Consider the following 19350-nt stretch of genomic DNA (forward strand, 5'->3'; position numbering starts at 1 on the left):
ATGTCCAAGACCGTTGATAGCCCCAAGACCCCTCAGAACGAGAACAACCCCGCAGTTAGCATCGTCATTTTCGTAATAATGATGGCCCTGTTCCTCGGCTCCATCTACTCGCTGTCCTTCCTCACGCTGGGCAACCCGTGGCCGATGGCTGTGTGCCTGGGCCTCTTCGCCGCAGCGTTCTGGATCCCGCAGACCGTCCTGGGCCGTTCGGATTCGGCCGGCGAGCACTAGGACCCGCTACTTAAACAGCTGAAGCCCCCGGATCTTCCGGGGGCTTCAGCCATTTAAGCGGCCAGCCATTTAAGCGGCTTGGCAGTTGAGCGGCTTGGCAGTTGGGCGGCTAGCCGGCGCCGAACAGGCCGCTCACCAGGGTGCTTCCGAACGCAAGCGCTGCCGGGTAGTGCGACTTGGCCAGTGCCCAGGCCGCCACGCACATTCCCACCATGGCGTAGGCGCTCACCGGGATCAGCACGAGCCATTCCCGCTTGGAGCCGGCCCGCCCCAGCAGCGGAATGGAAAAGGCACCGTTCGCCTTCCAGATGTCGTTGAGCACCGGTAGTTTCCGCAGGAACTTTGGCGGCTTGATCACGATCGGCCACAACAGCGGCACTCCCCCGGTGGTGATCATGTCTCCCACGATGTGCACCACCACGCCGGTCAGCATGGAGACGGGCAGCCACGTCCACTGGTCCGGAGCGAACCAGGTCACCAGCCCGGCCATGGCCAGGGCGAAGAGCCAGTTGCTGATGAAGCCGGCCTTCGGGAACAGCTTGAGCGCCTTCGCGGCGATGTTGATCATGAACATGCAGAGCAGGCCGGCGCCCACCGACAGCAGTCCCCAATCCGTCTGCAGCTGAATCTGCCCGGCCAGCGTGGCGAGCAGCACGAAGAAAGCCGCCCCAAGCACCGAGTGCGTGCCCTGCCGGTGGCCGCCGCTGGCGTTCTCAATGCCCACGGCAATCACGTTGGACAGCGGCGGCAGCGAGTTGGCCACGGTGCTGTGCCGGTGGTCCCAGTCGCAAATCAGCGCCGTTCCCGCCGTCGCCATGCCGCCGATCAGGATTCCGGTGGCGTCCAGCGGGTACCAGCCCAGGGTGTACGGCCCCGTGGACGCAATAGCTACCCACGCCGCGGCTCCCGACGCGGCGTGATGTCCTCCCATCATTCTTTATTTCACCGCTAGCGGCGCGTCGGAGAAGATGTTCCGGATCACTCCGTTGGCCCACTCCAGGATCTCGGCGTCCTGCAGGTCCCGGCCGCCGATTTTGGCGGCCTTCGGCTTGGGAATGAGCACCGCGTCGAGGGCAGGCTTGGACTGCGCACCGGGGTACATGCGGTTGAGCCGCATGGTCTTCGATTCGGGCAGCTGCGCCGGCGAGAACTTGATGAAGTTTCCCTGCAGGGCGACGTCGGACAGCCCTGCTTCGCGGGCTCCCACCCGGAAGCGGGCGACGGCGATCAGGTTCTGGGCGGGCAGTGGCGGTTCGCCATAACGGTCCACGAGTTCGGCCAGGACCTCGTCGATAGCCTCGTTCGTGAGCGCGGCAGCCAGTTTGCGGTAGGCCTCGAGGCGCAGCCTTTCCCCTGGCACGTAATCGTGCGGCAGGTGGGCGTTGACGGGCAGTTCGATCTTCATTTCCGCGGCCTTTTCCTCGGCCTCGCCGCGGAAGTCTGCCACGGCCTCGCCCACCAGGCGGATGTAGAGGTCGAAGCCCACACCCTGGATGTGGCCGGACTGTTCGCCACCGAGCAGGTTGCCGGCGCCGCGGATCTCCAGGTCCTTCATGGCCAGCTGCATGCCCGCGCCCAGTTCGTTGTGGGCGGCCACGGCCTTGAGCCGTTCCAGCGCCACCTCGCCCAGGGGCTTTTCCGACGGGTACAGGAAGTACGCGTAGGCGCGTTCGCGGCCGCGGCCCACGCGTCCGCGCAGCTGGTGGAGCTGGGAGAGCCCGTATTTGTCCGCGCCGTCCACGATCAGGGTGTTGGCGTTGGAAATGTCCAGGCCGGTTTCGATGATGGTGGTGCACACCAGCACGTCGAAGCGCTTCTCCCAGAAGTCCACGATGATCTGTTCCAGCCGGCTTTCGGACATCTGCCCGTGGGCCACCTCCACCCGCGCCTCCGGGACCAGTTCCCGGATCTTCGCTGCGGTGCGGTCGATCGTGGAAACCCGGTTGTGGACGAAGAACACCTGGCCTTCGCGCATCAGTTCGCGGCGGATCGCCGCGGAGGTCTGCTTGTCCGTGTAAGGGCCCACGTAGGTCAGCACGGGGTGCCGTTCCTCCGGCGGAGTGGCCAGCGTGGAGGTCTCGCGGATCCCGGTCAGGGACATTTCCAGGGTGCGCGGGATCGGGGTGGCGCTCATGGCCAGGACGTCCACGTTGGTGCGCATCTTCTTGAGCGCCTCTTTGTGTTCGACGCCGAAGCGCTGCTCCTCGTCCACGATCACCAGGCCGAGGTCCTTGAAGCCGAAGTCCTTGGACAGCAGCCGGTGCGTGCCGATCACAACGTCCACGGAACCGCTCTTGACGCCGTCGGCGGTTTCCTTGGCCTCCTTGCCGCTCTGGAAGCGGGACAGCGGCTTGACCACCAGCGGGAAGCCGGAGAACCGTTCGGTGAACGTCTCGTAGTGCTGCTGGGCGAGCAGCGTGGTGGGCACCAGCACGGCCACCTGTTTGCCGTCCTGGACGGCTTTGAACGCGGCGCGGACCGCGATCTCGGTCTTGCCGTAGCCGACGTCGCCGGAGATCAGCCGGTCCATCGGGATCTCGCGCTCCATGTCGGCCTTGACCTCATTGATGGTGGTCAGCTGGTCCGGGGTCTCCACGTACGGGAAGGCCTCCTCCAGTTCCCGCTGCCACGGGGTGTCCGGGCCGAAGGCGTAGCCGCGGGAGGCCATCCGGGCGGAGTAGAGCCGGATCAGCTCGCCGGCGATCTCCTTGACCGCCTTGCGGGCCTTGGACTTGGTGCTGGCCCAGTCCGCGCCGCCCATCTTGCTCAGCGCCGGCGTGTCCCCGCCGACGTACCTGGTGACCTGGTCCAGCTGGTCGGTGGGCACAAAGAGCCGGTCGCCCGGGGCTCCGCGCTTGGACGGGGCATATTCCAGGACCAGGTACTCGCGCACCCCGTCGCCGCCGCCGGCCACCCTGCGCTGGATCAGCTCCACGAACCGGCCGATGCCGTGCTGTTCGTGCACCACGGAGTCCCCGGCCACGAGCTGCAGCGGGTCCACGGCGTTCCGCCGCTTGGACGGCATGCGGCGCATGTCCTTCGTGGAACCGGCGGACGTGCGCCCCAGCAGGTCCGCTTCCGTCAGCAGTCCCAGTTTGAGACCGTCCAGGACAAAACCGCGTCCGACGGCGGCGGTGGTCACCTCGATGATGCCGGCCTGGGGTTCGTCAGTCAGCGAGTCCACCCGGGCACACGGGATGTCGGCGTCGTGGAAAAGTTCGGCCAGGCGCTGCGCCGGGCCGGGGCCCTCCGTGGCAACCACGATCCGCCACTGGTCCCGGACGTGCGAGCCGATGAACTCCATCATCTCCGCCACGTCGCCCTGGTAGCCGCGGGGCTCCCGGGCGTGCAGGTTGAGCACGTTGATGTCCGGTGTCAGCTCTTCGTCAGTGGCCAGTGATGTGATGGACCACCACGAGACTTCCTGGCCAAGGGCGGAGCTGCGGGTTTCAGTCAGCGAGCGGAAGCTGGCCGAATGCAGCGCTGCGGACGCCGCGGAACTCAAATCAAGCGGTGCCGTACCGCCGTCGGACGCCGTGGACCACGCCGCCTCCAGGAACTCCTCGTTGGTGGCCGCGAGGTCATGGGCGCGGGTGCGGACCTTCTCCGGTTCGATCACCACGGAGATGGACCCGGCGGGCAGCTGTTCCACGAAGGGGACCATGGAATCCACCAGGACGGGGGCCAGCGATTCCATGCCTTCCACCGTGATGCCGCCGGCGATCTTCTCCAGCATGTCGGCAGCGGCGGGCAGCTGGGCCTTCAGCGTCGCGGCGCGGGACATCACGGCTGGGGTGATCAGGATTTCGCGGCACGGCGGCGCATGCAGTTCGGTGGGGTGGTGCAGGCCGGGCGAGGAGAGGGACCGCTGGTCGGCGACGGCAAACCAGCGCATCTGGTCCACCTCGTCACCGAAGAACTCAACCCGGACCGGGTGGTCCTCGGTGGGCGGGAACACGTCCAGGATGCCGCCGCGGACCGCGAACTCGCCGCGGTGCGTCACCATGTCCACACGGGCGTAGGCAGCGTCAGCGAGGCTGCGCACCACGTCGCTGAAAGGGACTTCCTGGCCAACCCGCAGCGTGACGGGAACCAGTTCGCCCAGTCCGGCCACGATCGGCTGGACCACCGCCCGGACGGGAGCCACCACCACGCGCAGCGGCCCGCCGGAGGCTGTCTCGGGGTGTGCCAGCCTGCGCAGTACGGACAGGCGGCGGCCCACGGTGTCCGAGCGCGGGGACAGCCGCTCGTGCGGAAGGGTTTCCCAGCTGGGGAATTCAGCCACCGAATCGGCCGGCAGGTAGGCCCGCAGGGCCGCAGTGAGGTCTTCTGCTTCGCGTCCGGTGGCGGTGACGGCCAGCACCAGGGGCGCCCCGCCGTCGTCGTGGGTTCCGTCCGGGGCACCGGGCGCCGCCAGGCCGTCGGACATTTCCGCCAGCAGGGCCGCCCGCAGGCCGGCCGGCGCGCTGATCTGGTAGTCCTCGCTGCGGAATCCAAAGCTCCGGGACGCTTCAACCTGCACCCGGGCGAAGGTCTGGTCTCCGGCGAGCGCGCGGCGCAGGCCTGTGAGTGACGGGCCGTTGAGGCTCATGGCAGAAGCTCCTGAATGATCACGGGAAAGCAGGCAACACGAAGACCCGAAATTCGCGAGAATCCCGGGTCTTCCCAGCCTACCGCGACCGCGGGCTTCAGGCAGCGGACGTCAGACCGCGGTCCGCGCCCTCTGGAGGAACGAGTCAAGGATGCGTCCGGCGTGTTCGCGGGTGAGCCCGGCCTCGGCGGCAAACCCGGATGGCTGCCTGCGGCCGCTTAGGGTCTCCCCCAGGTACAGCAGCGCGGCCATGACTTCCGACAGCTCCACATCTGCCTCCGCGCGCTGGCGCAGGAGCCTCAGGTGCGCGGCCTGCAGCGCCGGGCCCGGAGCGCAGCCGAGGTCACGGTCAAAGATCCGCCGGCAGCGCGCGTAGGCGGACAGGCCTTCGGCAGGCAGTCCGGCCAGTTCGTAGGCCGTGACCAGCACTGTCCATGCCCGCTCGTTGAGGGGGTCGGACGCCACGGCGGCCCGTGCCAGGCGGACCGATTCGGTGGGCCTGTTGAGCAGGGCGGCTGTTTCGGCGGCGTGGATCTGGGCAGCCACCCGCTCGGCCAGATGCCTGGTCCTCGCCTCATCGGCCCAGTCTGCGGCCAGTTCTGAGCCCAGGAGCGGATCGGCAGATAGTTCCAGCGCCTCGGCCAGCAGCGGGTACGCCTCCTCGGGCGAGGCGTGAGAGGCGTTCCGGACCAACTGGCGGAATTTGGAGAGGTCCAGGTCCACGAGCTCCGGATCCAGTAGGTAGCCTCCGTTGGCGGTGCGGAGCGGGCCGTTCTTGGTGTTGCCCGGCTGGATCGCGCGGCGAATGCCGCTGACGTAGCTTTCCAGGGTTGCGACGGTTCCGCCCCCGGCGCTTGAGCCCCAAAGAATGTCGATTATGCGGCTTTTGGAGACGGGACTGCCCAAATTCAGCAGCAATATCTCGAGAATGTGCCGTGGTTTGCAGCCGCCCATGCCGGCAGACAATGACGCCCCGTTGCGCCGGACCTCGAACAGGCCAAACAGCCGGACAGAGATGGCCTTTGATAATTCAGGAGTATTCCCCACGATTTTCTCCATATTTTCCCCCTGGCATGCGAAGCTGTCCGATGCCTTCCGGTCGGATGAACCAACGGTGCGACGCTGCTCATTCCGGCTTTCAAAAACCACCGTGACACGCGTGAAGGAGCCCGCAAAGCAATCCTCATACCTGTCTTTGCGTGGGGGAAAAGACACGTACCCGGATCCGTACCGACGGGTAGGTTTGGCCGGAGCCGGGCGAGTACAGCCAGCCTCGGACCAAGTAATTCCTGAGCCTGGAGTGACAGGTGGGCAAGTACCGCACAGAAGGCATAAGGAGTGAAGAATGACACGCAAAAGCAGGCCCCGGATACGCCCGGAGCCTGCCTTTGCTTACTGCGTGTTCAGGCTGTCAGCCGGCCGTCGGGTTGCTCATCCGGTAAAGGAAGGCCGCCATCTGGTCCCGGTTGATCTTCTCTCCCGCACGGTAGGTTGCCGTGTTGTCCGGCCCGGGCCAGCCGTTGGAGATGTCCTGGTCAGCCAGCCACGCGATTTCCTTGTAGAACGTGTGGCTGGTGGCTACGTCCGTAAACGGCGAGACCGCAGGTGCCGTGTAGTCCGTGGTGCCGCTCATCCGGTAGAGGAAGGCCGCCATCTGGTCCCGGTTGATGGTCTCCGCCGGACGGAACGTTGCCGTGTTGCTGGCACCGGGCCAGCCGTTGGAGATGCCCTGGTCAGCCAGCCACGCGATTTCCTTGTAGAAGGTGTGGCTGGTGGGCACATCCGTGAACGGCGAGACCGCAGGTGCCGTGTAGTCGGTAGTGCCGCTCATCCGGTAGAGGAAGGCCGCCATCTGGTCCCGGTTGACGTTCTCCGCCGGACGGAACGTTGCCGTGTTGTTGGCACCGGGCCAGCCCTTGGAGATGCCCTGGTCAGCCAGCCACGCGATTTCCGTGTAGAAGGTGTGGCTGGTGGGCACATCCGTGAACGGGGAGACCGCCGGAGGAACGTACGCCGGTACCCTGGGCGTCACCTCGTTGGACGCCGCAGACCAGGGGCTCTGGCCGGCCGTGTTGGCCGCCCGCACCTGGAAGTTGTACGCCGTGCCGTTGGTCAGGCCGGTGACCTGGTGGCTGGTGGCATTCCCGGGCACATCGTCGATGGTCCGGACCACGGTGCTGCCGGTGCGGACTTCCACGCTGAACGACTCAGCCGGAGACCCGCCTGTCGGTGCAGTGAAGGCCACCGTCGCTGAGGCGTCTCCTGCCACAGCCGTACCGATCACCGGAGCCCCTGGGGCCTGGGCCACGGGTGCTGTGACGTTCACTGTCTGGTCGGTGAACCGGAGCCGTTCGACGTTCGTGATCCTGTCCGTGCCGTCGTCGCCGTTGCCGCCCGTATGGGCCACGGTGGTGACGCCGTCGGCGGTGGTGATGTCGTATTCGTCCCTTGCCCCGGAGAACACGGCCGTGTCGATATCGGACTCGCCCGGGTTGGAGAGGATCTCCCGGACGATCTTCACGTTGCCCGGATCGATGTTCCCGGCCATGATGTCCGCCTGGAGCTCCGTCAGCGACGTCACCGTCCTGGTCTCGGCACCCTGTGCGTCGAGGACGCTGAGCCGGACGTTGAGCCATTTGTCGCCGTCGATGATGTCATCGGCGCCATTGCCCCAGATCTCGTCACTGCCCGAACCGCCGATGATGATGTTGCCGGCGCCGAAGGTCGTGGCGCCTGCCGGAAGCAGGGCGGCCAGGCCGTTGATGCGGGCGATGCCGGCGGCATCGAGCTCGTTGGTCAGGCCGTCGACGTTGACCTCGGTGTTCGGTTGTGACGGCACTTCGTCGTCGCCGCGGAGCACGTCGTCCTTGTCCCAGCCGGAGAGGGCTTCGACGAGCAGGAAGCGGTCCTTGAGTGCGTTGGGTCCGTCGACGATGATCTGGCGCATGTCCGAGTCCGCCCGTTCGACGGAGCGGGCGTGCGTGACCCAGTCGAAGCCGAAGACACCGTGGTTGCGTTCGATGCCGGGGCCGGCGACCAAGACGTCGTCACCGCCTTCAGCGTCATAGTCGTCTTCGCCGGAATCGCCGATCAGGACGTCATGGCCCGGAGCGTTGATGTCGTCGAAGAAGGGGGCTCCGCTGTCGCCCTGCAGCAGGTCGTTGGAGTTTCCGCCTTCCTGCCAGTCATCGCCGCCGCCGCCGAACACTGCGTCCGGGCCGTCGCCGGAGAGGACAAGGTCGTTGCCTTCGCCGGCGAACGTTTCGTTGCCGTTGAGGCCGCCGTTGGAGAAGTCATCGCCTTCACCGGACATGATGATGTCCAGGCCGGGTCCGGAGTCGATGGCATCGTTTCCGTTGCCGCCTTTGAGGACGTCGTCGCCGTGCGAGTCGGTGATCCGGTCGTTGCCGTCACCGCCAAGGACGCTGTCGGCACCGTCGTTGCCTTCGATGATGTCGTTGCCGTCGTTGCCCCAGAAGGTGTCGTTGTCGATGCCGCCCCAGATCCGGTCCCCAAGCGAGGTTCCGTTGAACGTGGACTGGGCGTTGAGTCCTGCCCGGTCCACGGTGTTGCTGACGCGGTACCGGATAGTGCCGTCGGACATCCGCATCAGGAGTGCGGATTCGTCGCAGGCGGAGGCCAGGTCGTCGGCAACGGAGTTGCCGGTGCTGGCGGTGATGCGGCTGAGCTCGAATTCGCAGTCTGCCACACCAAACACATCAGCCTTGAGCGCCGAGGCATCCGTGTTCCGCATGATCAGCTCGGCCAGTGAGTTGCCTTCCAGCTGGGTCCGCAGGTTCAGGCCTGAGGTGCGGGAGAGGTAGTACATCCGGTCGCCGTCCTGCAGGTCCGTCATCTGGCGTTCGAAGATGTAGTTGAACGTGGATCCCAGCAGGCCGCCGAACAGGTTCTGGTACTCGGCCAGGCCGCCTACCCAGAGGTCAACGCTGTCCAGGCCGGAGGACTGTGCTGCCCAGGTCCCGGCGCTGTTGACGAAGTCGTAGGCGTCCGCGGGCGTGGCGGGATCGGCGATGTCCATGTCGAACAGCCGCTGGGCCGCAAGGCGTTTGTCCGCGATGCTGGTGGCCGCCGTAATGGTTTCGTGGGTCCCGTAGGCAGCCATGAAGTTCACCACGGAGTCCGGGTGCTTCAGGTTCTGGCCAAAGTCCACCCAGCTGGTGTACGGCTTCAGCGATGATTCACCGGTTTGGGCGTACAGCTGGGAGCGGAAATTGTTCAGTGACGGGACACCTGTTTCCCTGCCACGAGCCAGGTTCAACGAGGCGAGGTCCAGGGGCAGGCCCAGGACATTGTTGCGCAGGGTATCGGTGACGAATTCGTCGAGTTCGGCGCCGACCTGGTCCGTCATGCCCATCGCGATCGCGCCCGCTGCCTGCTCCGGCGTCAGTGTGCCGTTGGGGCTGGAGTAGTAAGCCGGCGGGTTCAGGAACGCATCGAGGAGCGGCATTCCGATGTCGGTGCCGTCGTTGGTTTTCCGGTCCACGGTCTCCGTCAGCATGGAGTGCCCGAACCGGTAGGTGGCGTGGGCGAATTCGGCCTGGATTGCGGGATCGATGCCGGTGTCCGACTGCGTGAAGACGTTGAAGCCGTTGATACCGGGCTGGATCTTGCGGGCGAAGTCCTCGAACACGATGTGCTGGTATTCCATCTCCGTCACATACCGGGCAGCCTGGAACAGCCGTTCACCGTTCCATTCGCCATTGGCGAGCTTCCACTCGTTGAGGTCCAGGTTGAGCGAGGTGACAAGCTCTTCCATGTAGCCCACCAGGCGGTTGTGCTCGGAATGGAAGACCTGGTGGATGGCCGTCAGGCCGATGTTCTCGTTGACGCGGCCGTCGCCTGCGACGAAGTGCTTGTCCAGCATCTCGTCGTCGTACTGGCCGGCCGGCCGCGGCACGTTGACGTCGTTGACGTCCCCGTCGCCGTCCGGCTGCTGCGGGGCGCCGGTCTGGGAGTTGAACGGCGCCGCAGTGTGGGCGATATCGTCCAGGAAGGCGATTCCGATGCGCTCCACATTGGCGGGCGGCGCCACAGGGGCGGCGAGGTTTCCTTCCACGCGGCCTGTCGCGGTCTCGTACTGCGGGAGTCCGTTCGGTCCCCGAAGGAACCGTCCGTACTGGTCTGTCGCCAGTTTGGGGATGTCCGCCACGTCAACGTCGGACAGTTCGAGGCCGAGCATTGTCCGGGCGTGTTCCTTGATGTCGGCCCAGGTGGCCATGCCGCCGGGAGCACCCTCGATCAGCTCACCCGTGGACACGGGGTCGCCGTTTTCATTCAGCGTGTAATCGCGTAGGAAGACCTGGTGGGACGAGTGCGAGGAGTAGGTCTGGCTCTGGTCCACCCACGGCGAATCCGTGTTGGTGCCGTTCTGCTCATCATCGGCAGTACCCAGAACGCCGTCCGGGCCGGGCTGGTTCTCGGCCCGGTTGAGCAGCATGAAGTTGGTGCGGCCACCCGGGACATAGAGCGGATCGTCAGGCGACAACGGCATCATCACGTAGTTCTTGGTCTTCTTGGTGAAATCCACACCGTGGTCGAAGAACTGGCCAAAGAGCGCGAACATTCCGTTATACGGCGGAGAGAGCCCGAAGTCGGTGGTGACGTTGGGAATGTCGAGCGTTTCACCCGCGGGCACGCAGTTCTCCGGGACACCCTCGCTGACACACGGAACGGCGGTGGGACTGTCATTCACCGTGCGGTGGGCCTTGCCGGCGGCAGCCACTGCAGCAGGGTTCGTGACGGTCTGGTCAACAATCACGTTGCTAACGAACCGCGGCCCGTTGTCGGTGACATTGGTGTTGACGGACTCGTAGCTCTGTCCGCCGGACGACGTACGCCACTCCGGGTCCGACAGGCGGGGGAACTCCCGGCTGGCGGAGCCGTAATCTCCTTGCCCGGCCACAAGGTTGTTGTCCGTTCCGTCCACGGTCCGCAGGCCATACGGCAGCAGGGGGCTGGCGATCTGGTTTGCCCCATTGCCCAGCAGCGGCTGACCGGGAACATCGTTCCCCTGCGCGTCCTCCCTGGTTGCGTTGTTTTCGGCGATCTTGATCTGCTTGAGAATGAAGCGCATATCACCGGCATTGAGCGTAAACCCCTGGCCCGTGGGCGCCGCAGAAACAGCCGGCGCCAGCACGGACGGGACAACCCCGGCTCCAATCAACAGGGCCAGCACACCGGCGGTGACCTTGCGGGTCACGCCGGCCGCTGAGCCCTGTGTATGCAGCATGGCGTCCCCCTTTCGGGACTTGCAATGTTTAGCCATGACCTTTTCCTCCATCGGGTTCATACCGGCTCCCCCCTCAACGTGGTTGCTCGGTTCACTGGATGGCCCCAGCCTTGATTAGCGGCCTTTGGAAAAACTTGGATTGCTAAGCTGGCTTTCTATCGATGCTTTCCAGGAACGTTCCGAGGAGATCCAATGAACGGCGCCCCCAAAACCGTGCTTGTCACCGGTGCCACCGGCTATATCGGCGGGCGGCTGGTTCCCCGGCTCCTCGAGGCCGGGCACACGGTGAAAGTCGTCGTGCGGACTCCGGCCAAGATCGCCGGTGTGCCGTGGCTGGAGCAGGTCGAAGTCATTCCCGGCAGCCTCGACGACGGCGACCTTCTCCGCACAGCGCTGGACGGCGTCGACGTGCTCTACTATCTGGTCCACTCGATGGCGGCAGGCGCCGGGTTCGAGGCCAAGGAGAAGACCATGGCCGAGACCGCCGCAAAGGCCGCCGCCGACGCGGGCGTGGCGCGAATCGTCTATCTCGGCGGCCTGCACCCGGAAGGCGCCGAACTCTCAACGCACATGCGGTCCCGGGAAGCTGTCGGCAAGGTCTTCCTCGCGGGTCCGGTGGATACGGTCGTGTTCCAGGCGGGCGTCGTGATCGGATCAGGGTCGGCGTCCTTCGAAATGATCCGGCACCTCTCAGAGACCCTCCCCCTCATGCCGGCGCCCAGCTGGGTGCGGAACCGGATTGAGGCCATTGCGGTCCGGGACGTGCTGCACTACCTCGTCGCCGCGGCATCCCTGGAAGGGCCCATCAACCGCACCTTCGACATCGGTTGCCGCCAGGTGCTCTCCTACGCGGGAATGATGAAGGAGTACGCCGCCGAGGCGGGACTGCCGCACCGCGTGGTGCTGGCGCTGCCCATTCCCGCACCCAAACTCGCCGGTATGTGGGTGGCCCTGACCACGCCCATCCCGCTGTCCATGTCCCTGCCGCTGGTCCAGTCGCTCCAACACGACGCCGTGTCAAGGGAGCACGACATCGACAAGTACATCCCGTTGCCTGAAGGCGGACTGACCCCGTACCGGCGCGCCGTCGCGCTGGCCCTCGGCAAGGAACGCGACGCCCAGGTGGAGACCACCTGGGCCAGCGCGGGCGCGGACGCCGACCCGCTGCCGAGCGACCCGGACTGGGCCGGGCACCGCGTGTTCGTCGACGAACGGAGCTATACCAGCGCGGTGGACCCCAGGTATGTCTGGACCATCATCGAGGGCATCGGTGGCCGCAACGGCTGGTACTCCCTGCCGCTGGCGTGGCGGGTCCGTGGATGGCTGGACAAACTGACCGGCGGGGCCGGTCTGCTCCGCGGCCGACGGCACCCGCATCTGCTTGCCGAGGGCGAGGTGGTGGACTGGTGGCGTGCCGAGCGGATCGACCGCGGCCGGCTGCTGAGGCTGCGTGCCGAGATGCGCGCGCCGGGCCGTGCCTGGCTGGAGCTGTCGGTGGAACCTGACGGCACCGGCAGCCGGTACCGCCAGCGCGCCATCTTCTTCCCGAAGGGCCTCAGCGGCCGGCTGTACTGGCTCGCCGTGCTCCCGTTCCACAGCGTCATCTTTCCGGCGATGTCGCACAACATCACGGCCGCGGCGCAAAAGCTGGAGGCGGCCGAATCGGAGTAGGCGGGGCACGCAACGTAGGATGTGTGAGGCAAAAACCATGGCCCATACCCCCAACCTATGGAGGAACAATGGCACTGAGTGCTTCCACCACCCTGCCGCACAGCGTCGATCGCGTAGCGGCGGTATTCGCCAATGAAGATTTCCAGCGCCACACCAGTGAACTGGTCGGCGGAACCCTTGAATCGTTCAAGGTCGACGGCGATGTCGCCGGCGCTTTCAGCACCACTTCGGTGCGCACCCTGCCCACCACCCGGCTGCCGGAGATTGCCCGGAAGTTCGTGGGCGACAGCCTCACCGTTACCCAGCTTGAGACCTGGGAAGCCCCCGCCGCGGACGGCTCGCGACAGAGCAACATCAGCCTGAAGATTTCCGGTGCACCGCTGGACGTGAGCGCTGTGCAGCGGCTCATCGCCGAGGGCGGCAGCACCCGCGTTGAGCTCGAAGGCAGCGTTACGTCCTCGGTCCCGTTCCTTGGCGGCAAAATCGCCGATGCTGCCGAGCCCATGGTGGGCAAGGCACTGAACATCCAGTCGCAGCAGGCGCAGGCCTGGCTGGAAAGCCACTAATCCCGTGCAGCTCCCGGTAGCACTTGCCTGGATCCTGATCATTGCCGGCATCTGGTCCCTGGTGGTCTGGCCCCAGTTCCTCCGCCGTGTGATGAAGGATCCGCGGGCCCGTGACGCAGCAGGCAAGGCCACAAGGTTCCTGACCGTGCACGTGGTCCTGGTGTCCGTCTCCATGCTGCTCGGTGCCGCCACAGCGGCTATCGGCATCGCCGGCCTGGTCACCTAGCCTGCTCATCGGCCAGGCGGGCTTAGCGACCGCCTGGCCGCCCGGGCACTCGAGTACTCCGCGCGGAAAATGGAGTAGGCGGGGGCATAAATGAGGTGGACAACACGCTGTTATCTGATCGTGATAAGCCATAGATTTTCTGCTATGGATGCGAACGATATGGAACGGGTTTGGCACGGCAGCCACCGTAAAAACGACCGCAGAAATTGGTCGTTATATTTCGGCCTTACATTATTGGGGCTTATCGCGTGGGTAATTCTTGTATTTCCCCACTAATCTTCAAATTTCCACTACACAATCAAAACTCCGGTTGGTCCCCACCTGCCGGAGTTTTGTTTGCCGTGCCTGATTTCCCGCCCTGGGGCGTTACCGGACAAAGCCGGAGTAGCCGGCAACGATGGTCAGTACCGTAAGTACCACCAGCGCTATTACGCACACAATTTCCGCCCTGCGAATCCTGTGCTGCGTCTGCCGCCATTCAGCGTCGTCCTGGATATCAGCCATATTTAGAGGCTACGGGGAAGCCCCGGACGCCACTAGAGTAGTCACTACTTGTCTTTTTCCCCATTGCCGTGCGCTCTTCACATCAAGCTCACCATGCCATAAAGTAGCGGTAAGATCGGCGATCGGCTCAGCGACGTTTATCTCAGGATTCAAGTACGTCCTCAGGATTGAACTACGTCCCAGGAGAGCTGAGCACAGTGGCCGCTGAAGGTTTTTCCAATACCCGTTTCCTCACAGTTTCCGAGGTCGCAGAAGTCATGCGCCTTTCCCGGATGACCGTGTACCGGCTCGTCAAGGCGCACGATCTGCCGGCGGTCCGGTTCGGCCGGTCCTACCGGGTCCCCGAGCATGCCATCGAGGACTATGTCCAGCACCACTCCACGCTCGCGGATGACGAGCACCCGGAGGCCGAGAAGACCTAGCGGCTGGTGGATACAGCCTGCCGCAGGGCGTCCTCGGCAGCCACCCACGCCAGCATGGCGCACTTGACCCTGGCCGGATATTTTGCCACGCCCGCCAGGGCCGCCGCATCACCCAGGATTGCCTCGTCCGGCTCCAACCGGCCGCGTGAGCGCATGAGCTCCCTGAAATGGCCGATCATTTCGTCCAGTTCCGCCGGCGACGCGCCTTCGGACAATTCGCTCAGTATTGAGGCCGAGGCCATTGAGATGGCGCAGCCGTCTCCGTGCCAGTGGATGCCTTTCACCGTCGGCTGCGCTCCGGCCGCCTCCAGCTCAAGGCGTAGCGTTATTTCATCGCCGCAGACCGGATTGAGCTGATGGCATTGCCCCACCCCCGCCTGGTCAGGCATGGCCGCGGCTTCGTCAGCCGTCAGGTCTGACCCGCTGCGGGTCTTTGCGTGCTCCAGGATCAGTTGCTGGTACATCGCATCCAATGCGCTCATTTGGACTCCCCCGCGCTTCCTGCACCGAAGTAGGGCCGGATCTGGGCCACGGCCTCGAGCAGGAGGTCCACTTCGTCGGTGGTGTTGTACAGGTACGTGCTCGCCCGGGCGGTGGCGGTCAGGCCCAGCCGGCGGTGGAGCGGCTGCGCGCAGTGGTGCCCCACGCGGACGGCGATGCCCATGCTGTCCAAGTACTGTCCGACGTCGTGCGCGTGCACGCCGGCAACGTCAAAGGCCGCCAGGCCGAGCCGTTCCACACCTGGCCCCGGCCCCACGACGCGGACTCCGTCGATGGCGCTCAGCCCGCGGACCAGCCGCTGGCCCAGCGAGGCTTCCCAGCCCGCGATACGTTCCATGCCGGTTTCGCGCAGGTAGTTCGCGGCGGCGGCGAGCGCCACAGCCTGCGAGATGGGCTGCGTGCCGGCCTCGAACCGCTGCGGCGCAGGGAGGTACTCCGCTTTTTCCATCGTCACAGTCGTGATCATGGAGCCTCCGGTGAGGAACGGAGGCATTGCGTTCAGCAGTTCCCGCCTGCCGTAGACGCCGCCGATGCCCGTGGGGGCCAGCATCTTGTGGCCGGAAAAAACGGCGAAATCGACGTCCAGGGCCTTGAAGTCCAAGGGCAGGTGCGGCGCGGACTGGCAGGCGTCCAGCACCACCAGGGCGCCGACTTCCCGGGCCAGCCGTACCAGCGCGGATACCGGGTTGATGGTTCCGAGGACATTCGACGCATGCGTGAAGGCAAGGATCCTGGTGCGTCCGGTAACAAGCCGGGCCGCTTCGTCAAGCCGCAACGCGCCGTCGTCGTCGATGGGGATGAACTTCAGCGTGGCTCCGGTGCGACGGCAGAGCTCCTGCCACGGAATCAGGTTGGCGTGGTGTTCCATTTCCGTCACCACCACCTCGTCCCCCGGGCCGAGGGCGAAACGGCGGGCGTCGGCCCCAACGGTGCCGATGCTGGCATTGGAGAAGGCGTACGCGAGGAGATTGAGCCCGGCAGTGGCATTGGCAGTCCAGACAAGCTCGTCCTCCGCGGCCCCCACAAAGCCGGCCACTGTGGCCCGGGCGTCCTCGAACGCGTCGGTGGCCTGAACGGCCAGATGGTGGGCTCCGCGGTGCACCGCGGCATTCCTCAGTTCGTAGAATTCCTGCTCGGCTTCGAGCACGCTGCGGGGGTTCTGTGAGGTGGCGCCGGAATCCAGGTAAACGAGTGGCCTGCCGTTGACTTCCTGATCCAGGACCGGGAAGTCGTTGCGGATGCGCAGGACCTCGACTTCACTTAACGCGACGTGGGTGTCTGCGGTAGCGGGAGTGGATACCATGACCAAACTGGAACTCCTTGATAGGCAAGACCTGCCGACAGCTCACTGCAACGGCGAGGCACACCGCTTGGGTCCGCGGTGCTACTCCTCAATTGTCCCACTATTGACCGGCACGGATTCCGGTCGCGGCATCACTGCCCTGCCCCGTCCAGGCTTTTCCACAGTTCAGCGAGCTCCTGGCGGCGGGAAACCCCAAGCTTGCCGTATATCCTCTGCAGGTGCGCGTTTACCGTGTTCACGGCTATCCCGAGTTCCGCCGCGACCCGTGCGCTGCCCAAGCCCGAGACAACAAGCACAGCCACTTCACGCTCCCGCTGTGAAAGCTTGGCCGGATCGGCCACGGCCAGCCGGTTCTTCGCGGATCCGCCGGACCGCGTTGCGCCGGGCACGGATTGGCCGGACAGTGTTTCGCCGGAGACCGGCCCACTGTTCCCGTCACTCGACCACCGCCATTCGGCTGCCGCGTCGGCGGCTTGTTCACTTCCCTGCTTCTCAGGCCGTGCCGTTACGCCGAGATTCAGGAGTTCAAGAGCCCGGCGGCCCCTGCCACCGCCGCCCGGCGCCTTGGCCGGTTTCCGGAGCGTCCTCGGGGGCGGACCTGCGGCGCCGGTAACGGCCGGCCGTGCCACGGACGCGTAGGTTTCAGCGAGCTTGGCCGCGACGTCACCGTCGGCGGACCGGTCGCCCACCGGCGAAGCCGCGGGGCCGGGCGCCTGCGCCAGATCCCAGGCCAGCCACTCGGCGGTGGCCTGCGCGCCAAGCGTGAGGGCCAGCAGGTCATCCGGGTCACCGGATATTCCGCCGCCCGCCCCCTGCGCGCGTACGGCGGCACGGCTGGCGGCTGCATTCCGGCAAAACATCATGGCCCGGAAAAGTTGCAGCGGCCCTCCGGGGTAGCTCATCCATTTGGTGCCGGCACGTTCGTCCGCAGCCCCGGCGCCGGGAGCCTGCCCCAGCCTCGTCAGGTTGGAGGCGTGGATGGTGAGCACCGTCGAGTGGAAATCAACGCTGCACCGCGGCAGGCGCTCCACCGCGTTGAGCGCCCGGGTGGAAAGCGCGACGGCGTCAGCGGACTTTCCCCGCACGGACAGTCCCTGGGAGGCCAGCGCCAGCAGCAGGATACCGGCGTGGGTTCCCGGTGCATCGTCATGACCTGCGTGCCCGCTTTCGCAGAAACCGTCGGGACAGAGGCGGTGGAACAGCTCCCCGCCCGGACTTGGCCAGTTCCCCTCCCGTGACTCCAGGAACAGCTGCAGGACGTCCAGCTCATCCTGGACGGCGTTCTGGTAGGTATCGGCGGCCGAATCACCAACCGACGCGGCGGCCGCAAGGCTCAGGCGCCGCCTTGCCCCGTCCAGCACGGAGTTGAGCGCATCGCGGCCAGGATTCATCGGCATCAACGCCTGCAGGAGCAGTGACACCGCGCGGGCGAACTCTATGCTGAGCACGGCCGGCGTCGTTTCCACGAGGCTTCTCAGCAACTCCGCGCTCTTGCCGTACTGGCGGGAATGGAACAGGGCCCGGGCAGCCTCAGTCTGTGCCATCAGCTGGAGCTCGGGCGCTTTGACGGTTTCGGCCGCCCGCAGCGCCCGCTCACTGTCATAAAGGTTGTTCGCGGTGGTGGCCACGGCCAGGAGATCCAGGTCCGGAACAGCCCACCCGGCATCCAGTGCTGCCTCCACGCGGCGCAGGAGATCCCACAGCGGTTCCTCCCCCGGGCGGCCGGAATGTGCGGACGCTATGTCATGCATCTCCAACGGCTTCGTCTTACCGGGAAAATGCCGGGCCGCGCTGGCCTCAACCTCGTGGTTGAGGGTGACGTCCGCTCCGCCGTCGCTCCTGATCTGAAGACGGATCACATGGCGCTGCTCCAACGCGGCCAGGGCGTCCGCAGGCACCGCCCTGGCAAGGACGGACAGCGGAGCCGGATCAGCAGCCGCCAGGAATTCGACCACTTGGCGCTGGACCGGCGGAAGGGCCTCAATCCGCCGTCGGGCCAGGTCAAATTGACGCGCTTCCCCGGGGCCCAGCGGACGGACCATGGCGCAGCTGCCGTCATGCTCCACTATCTGGCCGCCCGCCAAAGCTTCTTCGACGAGCCAGCTGGCCGTTAACGCGTTGGCACCGGAGGCGGCGTGGATGTCCCGCACCAGGCTGCGGCCAGGCCGGGCCGGCAATCGGTGCTCAAGGAAGGTCCGGAGCTGCTCCAGCGTCAGTTCCTCCAGGGTCACGACGGACAACTGCCGGGCCACCACCGATTCCATCAGTTCCATCTGGAGTTGCCGGTCGGAACGGTGGCTTGCCAGCATCTTGATGTCCGGTTCCGAGAGAAGCTGGTTCAGGACCCATAGCGAGGTGCCGTCCAGGTGGTCCACATTGTCCAGGACCATCAGGATGCCGGTTGCTCCGGGATCCTGGCTCCGCAGTGCATCGCGGCAGGCCCCGGCAATGGTCAGCGGCGACACCTTGGCCCCTGCCGGCAGGCCCGGCGCCAACACGCTGCCGATGCCGAACTTCATCCTGCGGCAGGATTCGGGAATGTTGTGGGTAACAACGGTCAGCTGTCCGGACAGCGCCTCCGCGGCGGCTGCAAGGAACCTGGTCCGGCCCGAGCCGGCAGCCCCGGTAACGATGACTCCTGAACTCCCGGAGCCGGAGAGTGCGTCGATTGCCGCCCGCAGTTCGGCCTCCCGAATGACCCGGGGGAAAGACGAATTTCCTGCCCAAACATCCATGGTTGCGTCGATTCCTTTGCCGCGGAGCGTGAAGTTCCGGACCGCCCCCAACCCACCTGCCGGCATTAGCAAGTCCAACGCTACCTAGCTATTGTTTGCGCTGGCGTGAGTAGTGACTACTCGAATATCCCGGACCGCCTCCCGCAGGCCCGTTCAGGCTACTCACAGGCATCCGTGTAAAGTGGGCCGGGTATTAACGGTCTCTACGGGTCTCCTGACGGTCCTGCTGGCTGCTTCTGGGGAGTAAGCGGCGCAGCTGGTTTTCACTACCAGCAATGATTCTTAGGCGCGGCCGCGGCTGCGCCAATCTGGCGGTCATGACCCGTACTTGGCGTGCCCTTTAGCGGCAC

13 protein-coding genes are annotated in these 19350 nt (G+C 65.7%); 5 read left to right on the plus strand and 8 right to left on the minus strand.

Annotation, left to right across the window (positions count from 1 at the left end):
* Window positions 1-231: a hypothetical protein gene (locus tag CXQ91_RS04210; RefSeq protein ID WP_104172667.1), complete on the plus strand. Its 231-nt coding sequence runs from the start codon at window positions 1-3 to the stop codon at window positions 229-231.
* Between the two features lie 109 nt (window positions 232-340).
* On the opposite strand, the gene CXQ91_RS04215 is transcribed toward CXQ91_RS04210, so the two are convergent.
* The 4 genes from CXQ91_RS04215 to CXQ91_RS04230 form a co-directional block, all read right to left on the minus strand.
* Window positions 341-1165 (minus strand): metal-dependent hydrolase, encoded by an 825-nt coding sequence (locus tag CXQ91_RS04215; RefSeq protein ID WP_181038766.1) that lies wholly within the window; start codon window positions 1163-1165, stop codon window positions 341-343.
* Window positions 1166-1168: 3 nt separating this feature from the next.
* A complete protein-coding gene (gene mfd / locus CXQ91_RS04220; protein WP_104172669.1) occupies window positions 1169-4822 on the minus strand; it encodes a transcription-repair coupling factor in 3654 nt (1217 codons plus the stop codon).
* A 111-nt stretch (window positions 4823-4933) separates the two neighbouring features.
* Entirely contained in the window at window positions 4934-5869 is a 936-nt protein-coding gene (locus CXQ91_RS04225; protein WP_104172847.1) for a BTAD domain-containing putative transcriptional regulator, read from the minus strand.
* A gap of 364 nt (window positions 5870-6233) precedes the next feature.
* Window positions 6234-11072: a peroxidase family protein gene (locus CXQ91_RS04230; protein ID WP_258073817.1), complete on the minus strand. Its 4839-nt coding sequence runs from the start codon at window positions 11070-11072 to the stop codon at window positions 6234-6236.
* A gap of 192 nt (window positions 11073-11264) precedes the next feature.
* On the opposite strand from CXQ91_RS04230, the gene CXQ91_RS04235 reads away from it, so the two are divergent.
* From CXQ91_RS04235 to CXQ91_RS04245, 3 genes are all read left to right on the plus strand, one after another.
* A complete protein-coding gene (locus CXQ91_RS04235; RefSeq protein WP_104172670.1) occupies window positions 11265-12743 on the plus strand; it encodes an SDR family oxidoreductase in 1479 nt (492 codons plus the stop codon).
* Window positions 12744-12811: 68 nt separating this feature from the next.
* The gene (locus CXQ91_RS04240) at window positions 12812-13309 is read left to right on the plus strand and encodes a DUF2505 domain-containing protein (RefSeq protein ID WP_104172671.1); all 498 of its coding nucleotides are present in this window, start codon (window positions 12812-12814) and stop codon (window positions 13307-13309) included.
* Window positions 13310-13313: 4 nt separating this feature from the next.
* The gene (locus tag CXQ91_RS04245) at window positions 13314-13535 is read left to right on the plus strand and encodes an SCO4848 family membrane protein (protein WP_104172672.1); all 222 of its coding nucleotides are present in this window, start codon (window positions 13314-13316) and stop codon (window positions 13533-13535) included.
* Window positions 13536-13901: 366 nt separating this feature from the next.
* Here the strand turns inward: CXQ91_RS04245 and CXQ91_RS24705 are convergent, their stop codons facing one another.
* Entirely contained in the window at window positions 13902-14039 is a 138-nt protein-coding gene (locus tag CXQ91_RS24705) for a hypothetical protein (RefSeq protein WP_181038767.1), read from the minus strand.
* A 197-nt stretch (window positions 14040-14236) separates the two neighbouring features.
* Between CXQ91_RS24705 and CXQ91_RS04250 the strand changes: the two genes are divergently transcribed.
* Window positions 14237-14461, plus strand: coding sequence for a helix-turn-helix domain-containing protein (locus CXQ91_RS04250; protein WP_104172673.1), 225 nt, complete (start codon window positions 14237-14239; stop codon window positions 14459-14461).
* On the opposite strand, the gene sufU is transcribed toward CXQ91_RS04250, so the two are convergent.
* The 3 genes from sufU to CXQ91_RS04265 all read right to left on the minus strand — a co-directional run bounded on the left by sufU (window position 14458) and on the right by CXQ91_RS04265 (window position 19000).
* Window positions 14458-14943 (minus strand): Fe-S cluster assembly sulfur transfer protein SufU, encoded by a 486-nt coding sequence (gene sufU / locus CXQ91_RS04255; RefSeq protein WP_104172674.1) that lies wholly within the window; start codon window positions 14941-14943, stop codon window positions 14458-14460. The genes CXQ91_RS04250 and sufU overlap by 4 nt on opposite strands.
* The gene (locus CXQ91_RS04260; RefSeq protein ID WP_104172675.1) at window positions 14940-16271 is read right to left on the minus strand and encodes a SufS family cysteine desulfurase; all 1332 of its coding nucleotides are present in this window, start codon (window positions 16269-16271) and stop codon (window positions 14940-14942) included. The genes sufU and CXQ91_RS04260 overlap by 4 nt, the downstream gene beginning before the upstream one ends.
* A gap of 125 nt (window positions 16272-16396) precedes the next feature.
* Window positions 16397-19000: a helix-turn-helix transcriptional regulator gene (locus tag CXQ91_RS04265; RefSeq protein ID WP_181038768.1), complete on the minus strand. Its 2604-nt coding sequence runs from the start codon at window positions 18998-19000 to the stop codon at window positions 16397-16399.
* Window positions 19001-19350: the final 350 nt, after the last annotated feature.

This window comes from Arthrobacter sp. Y81, assembly GCF_002929335.1.
Classification (GTDB): Bacteria; Actinomycetota; Actinomycetes; order Actinomycetales; family Micrococcaceae; genus Arthrobacter.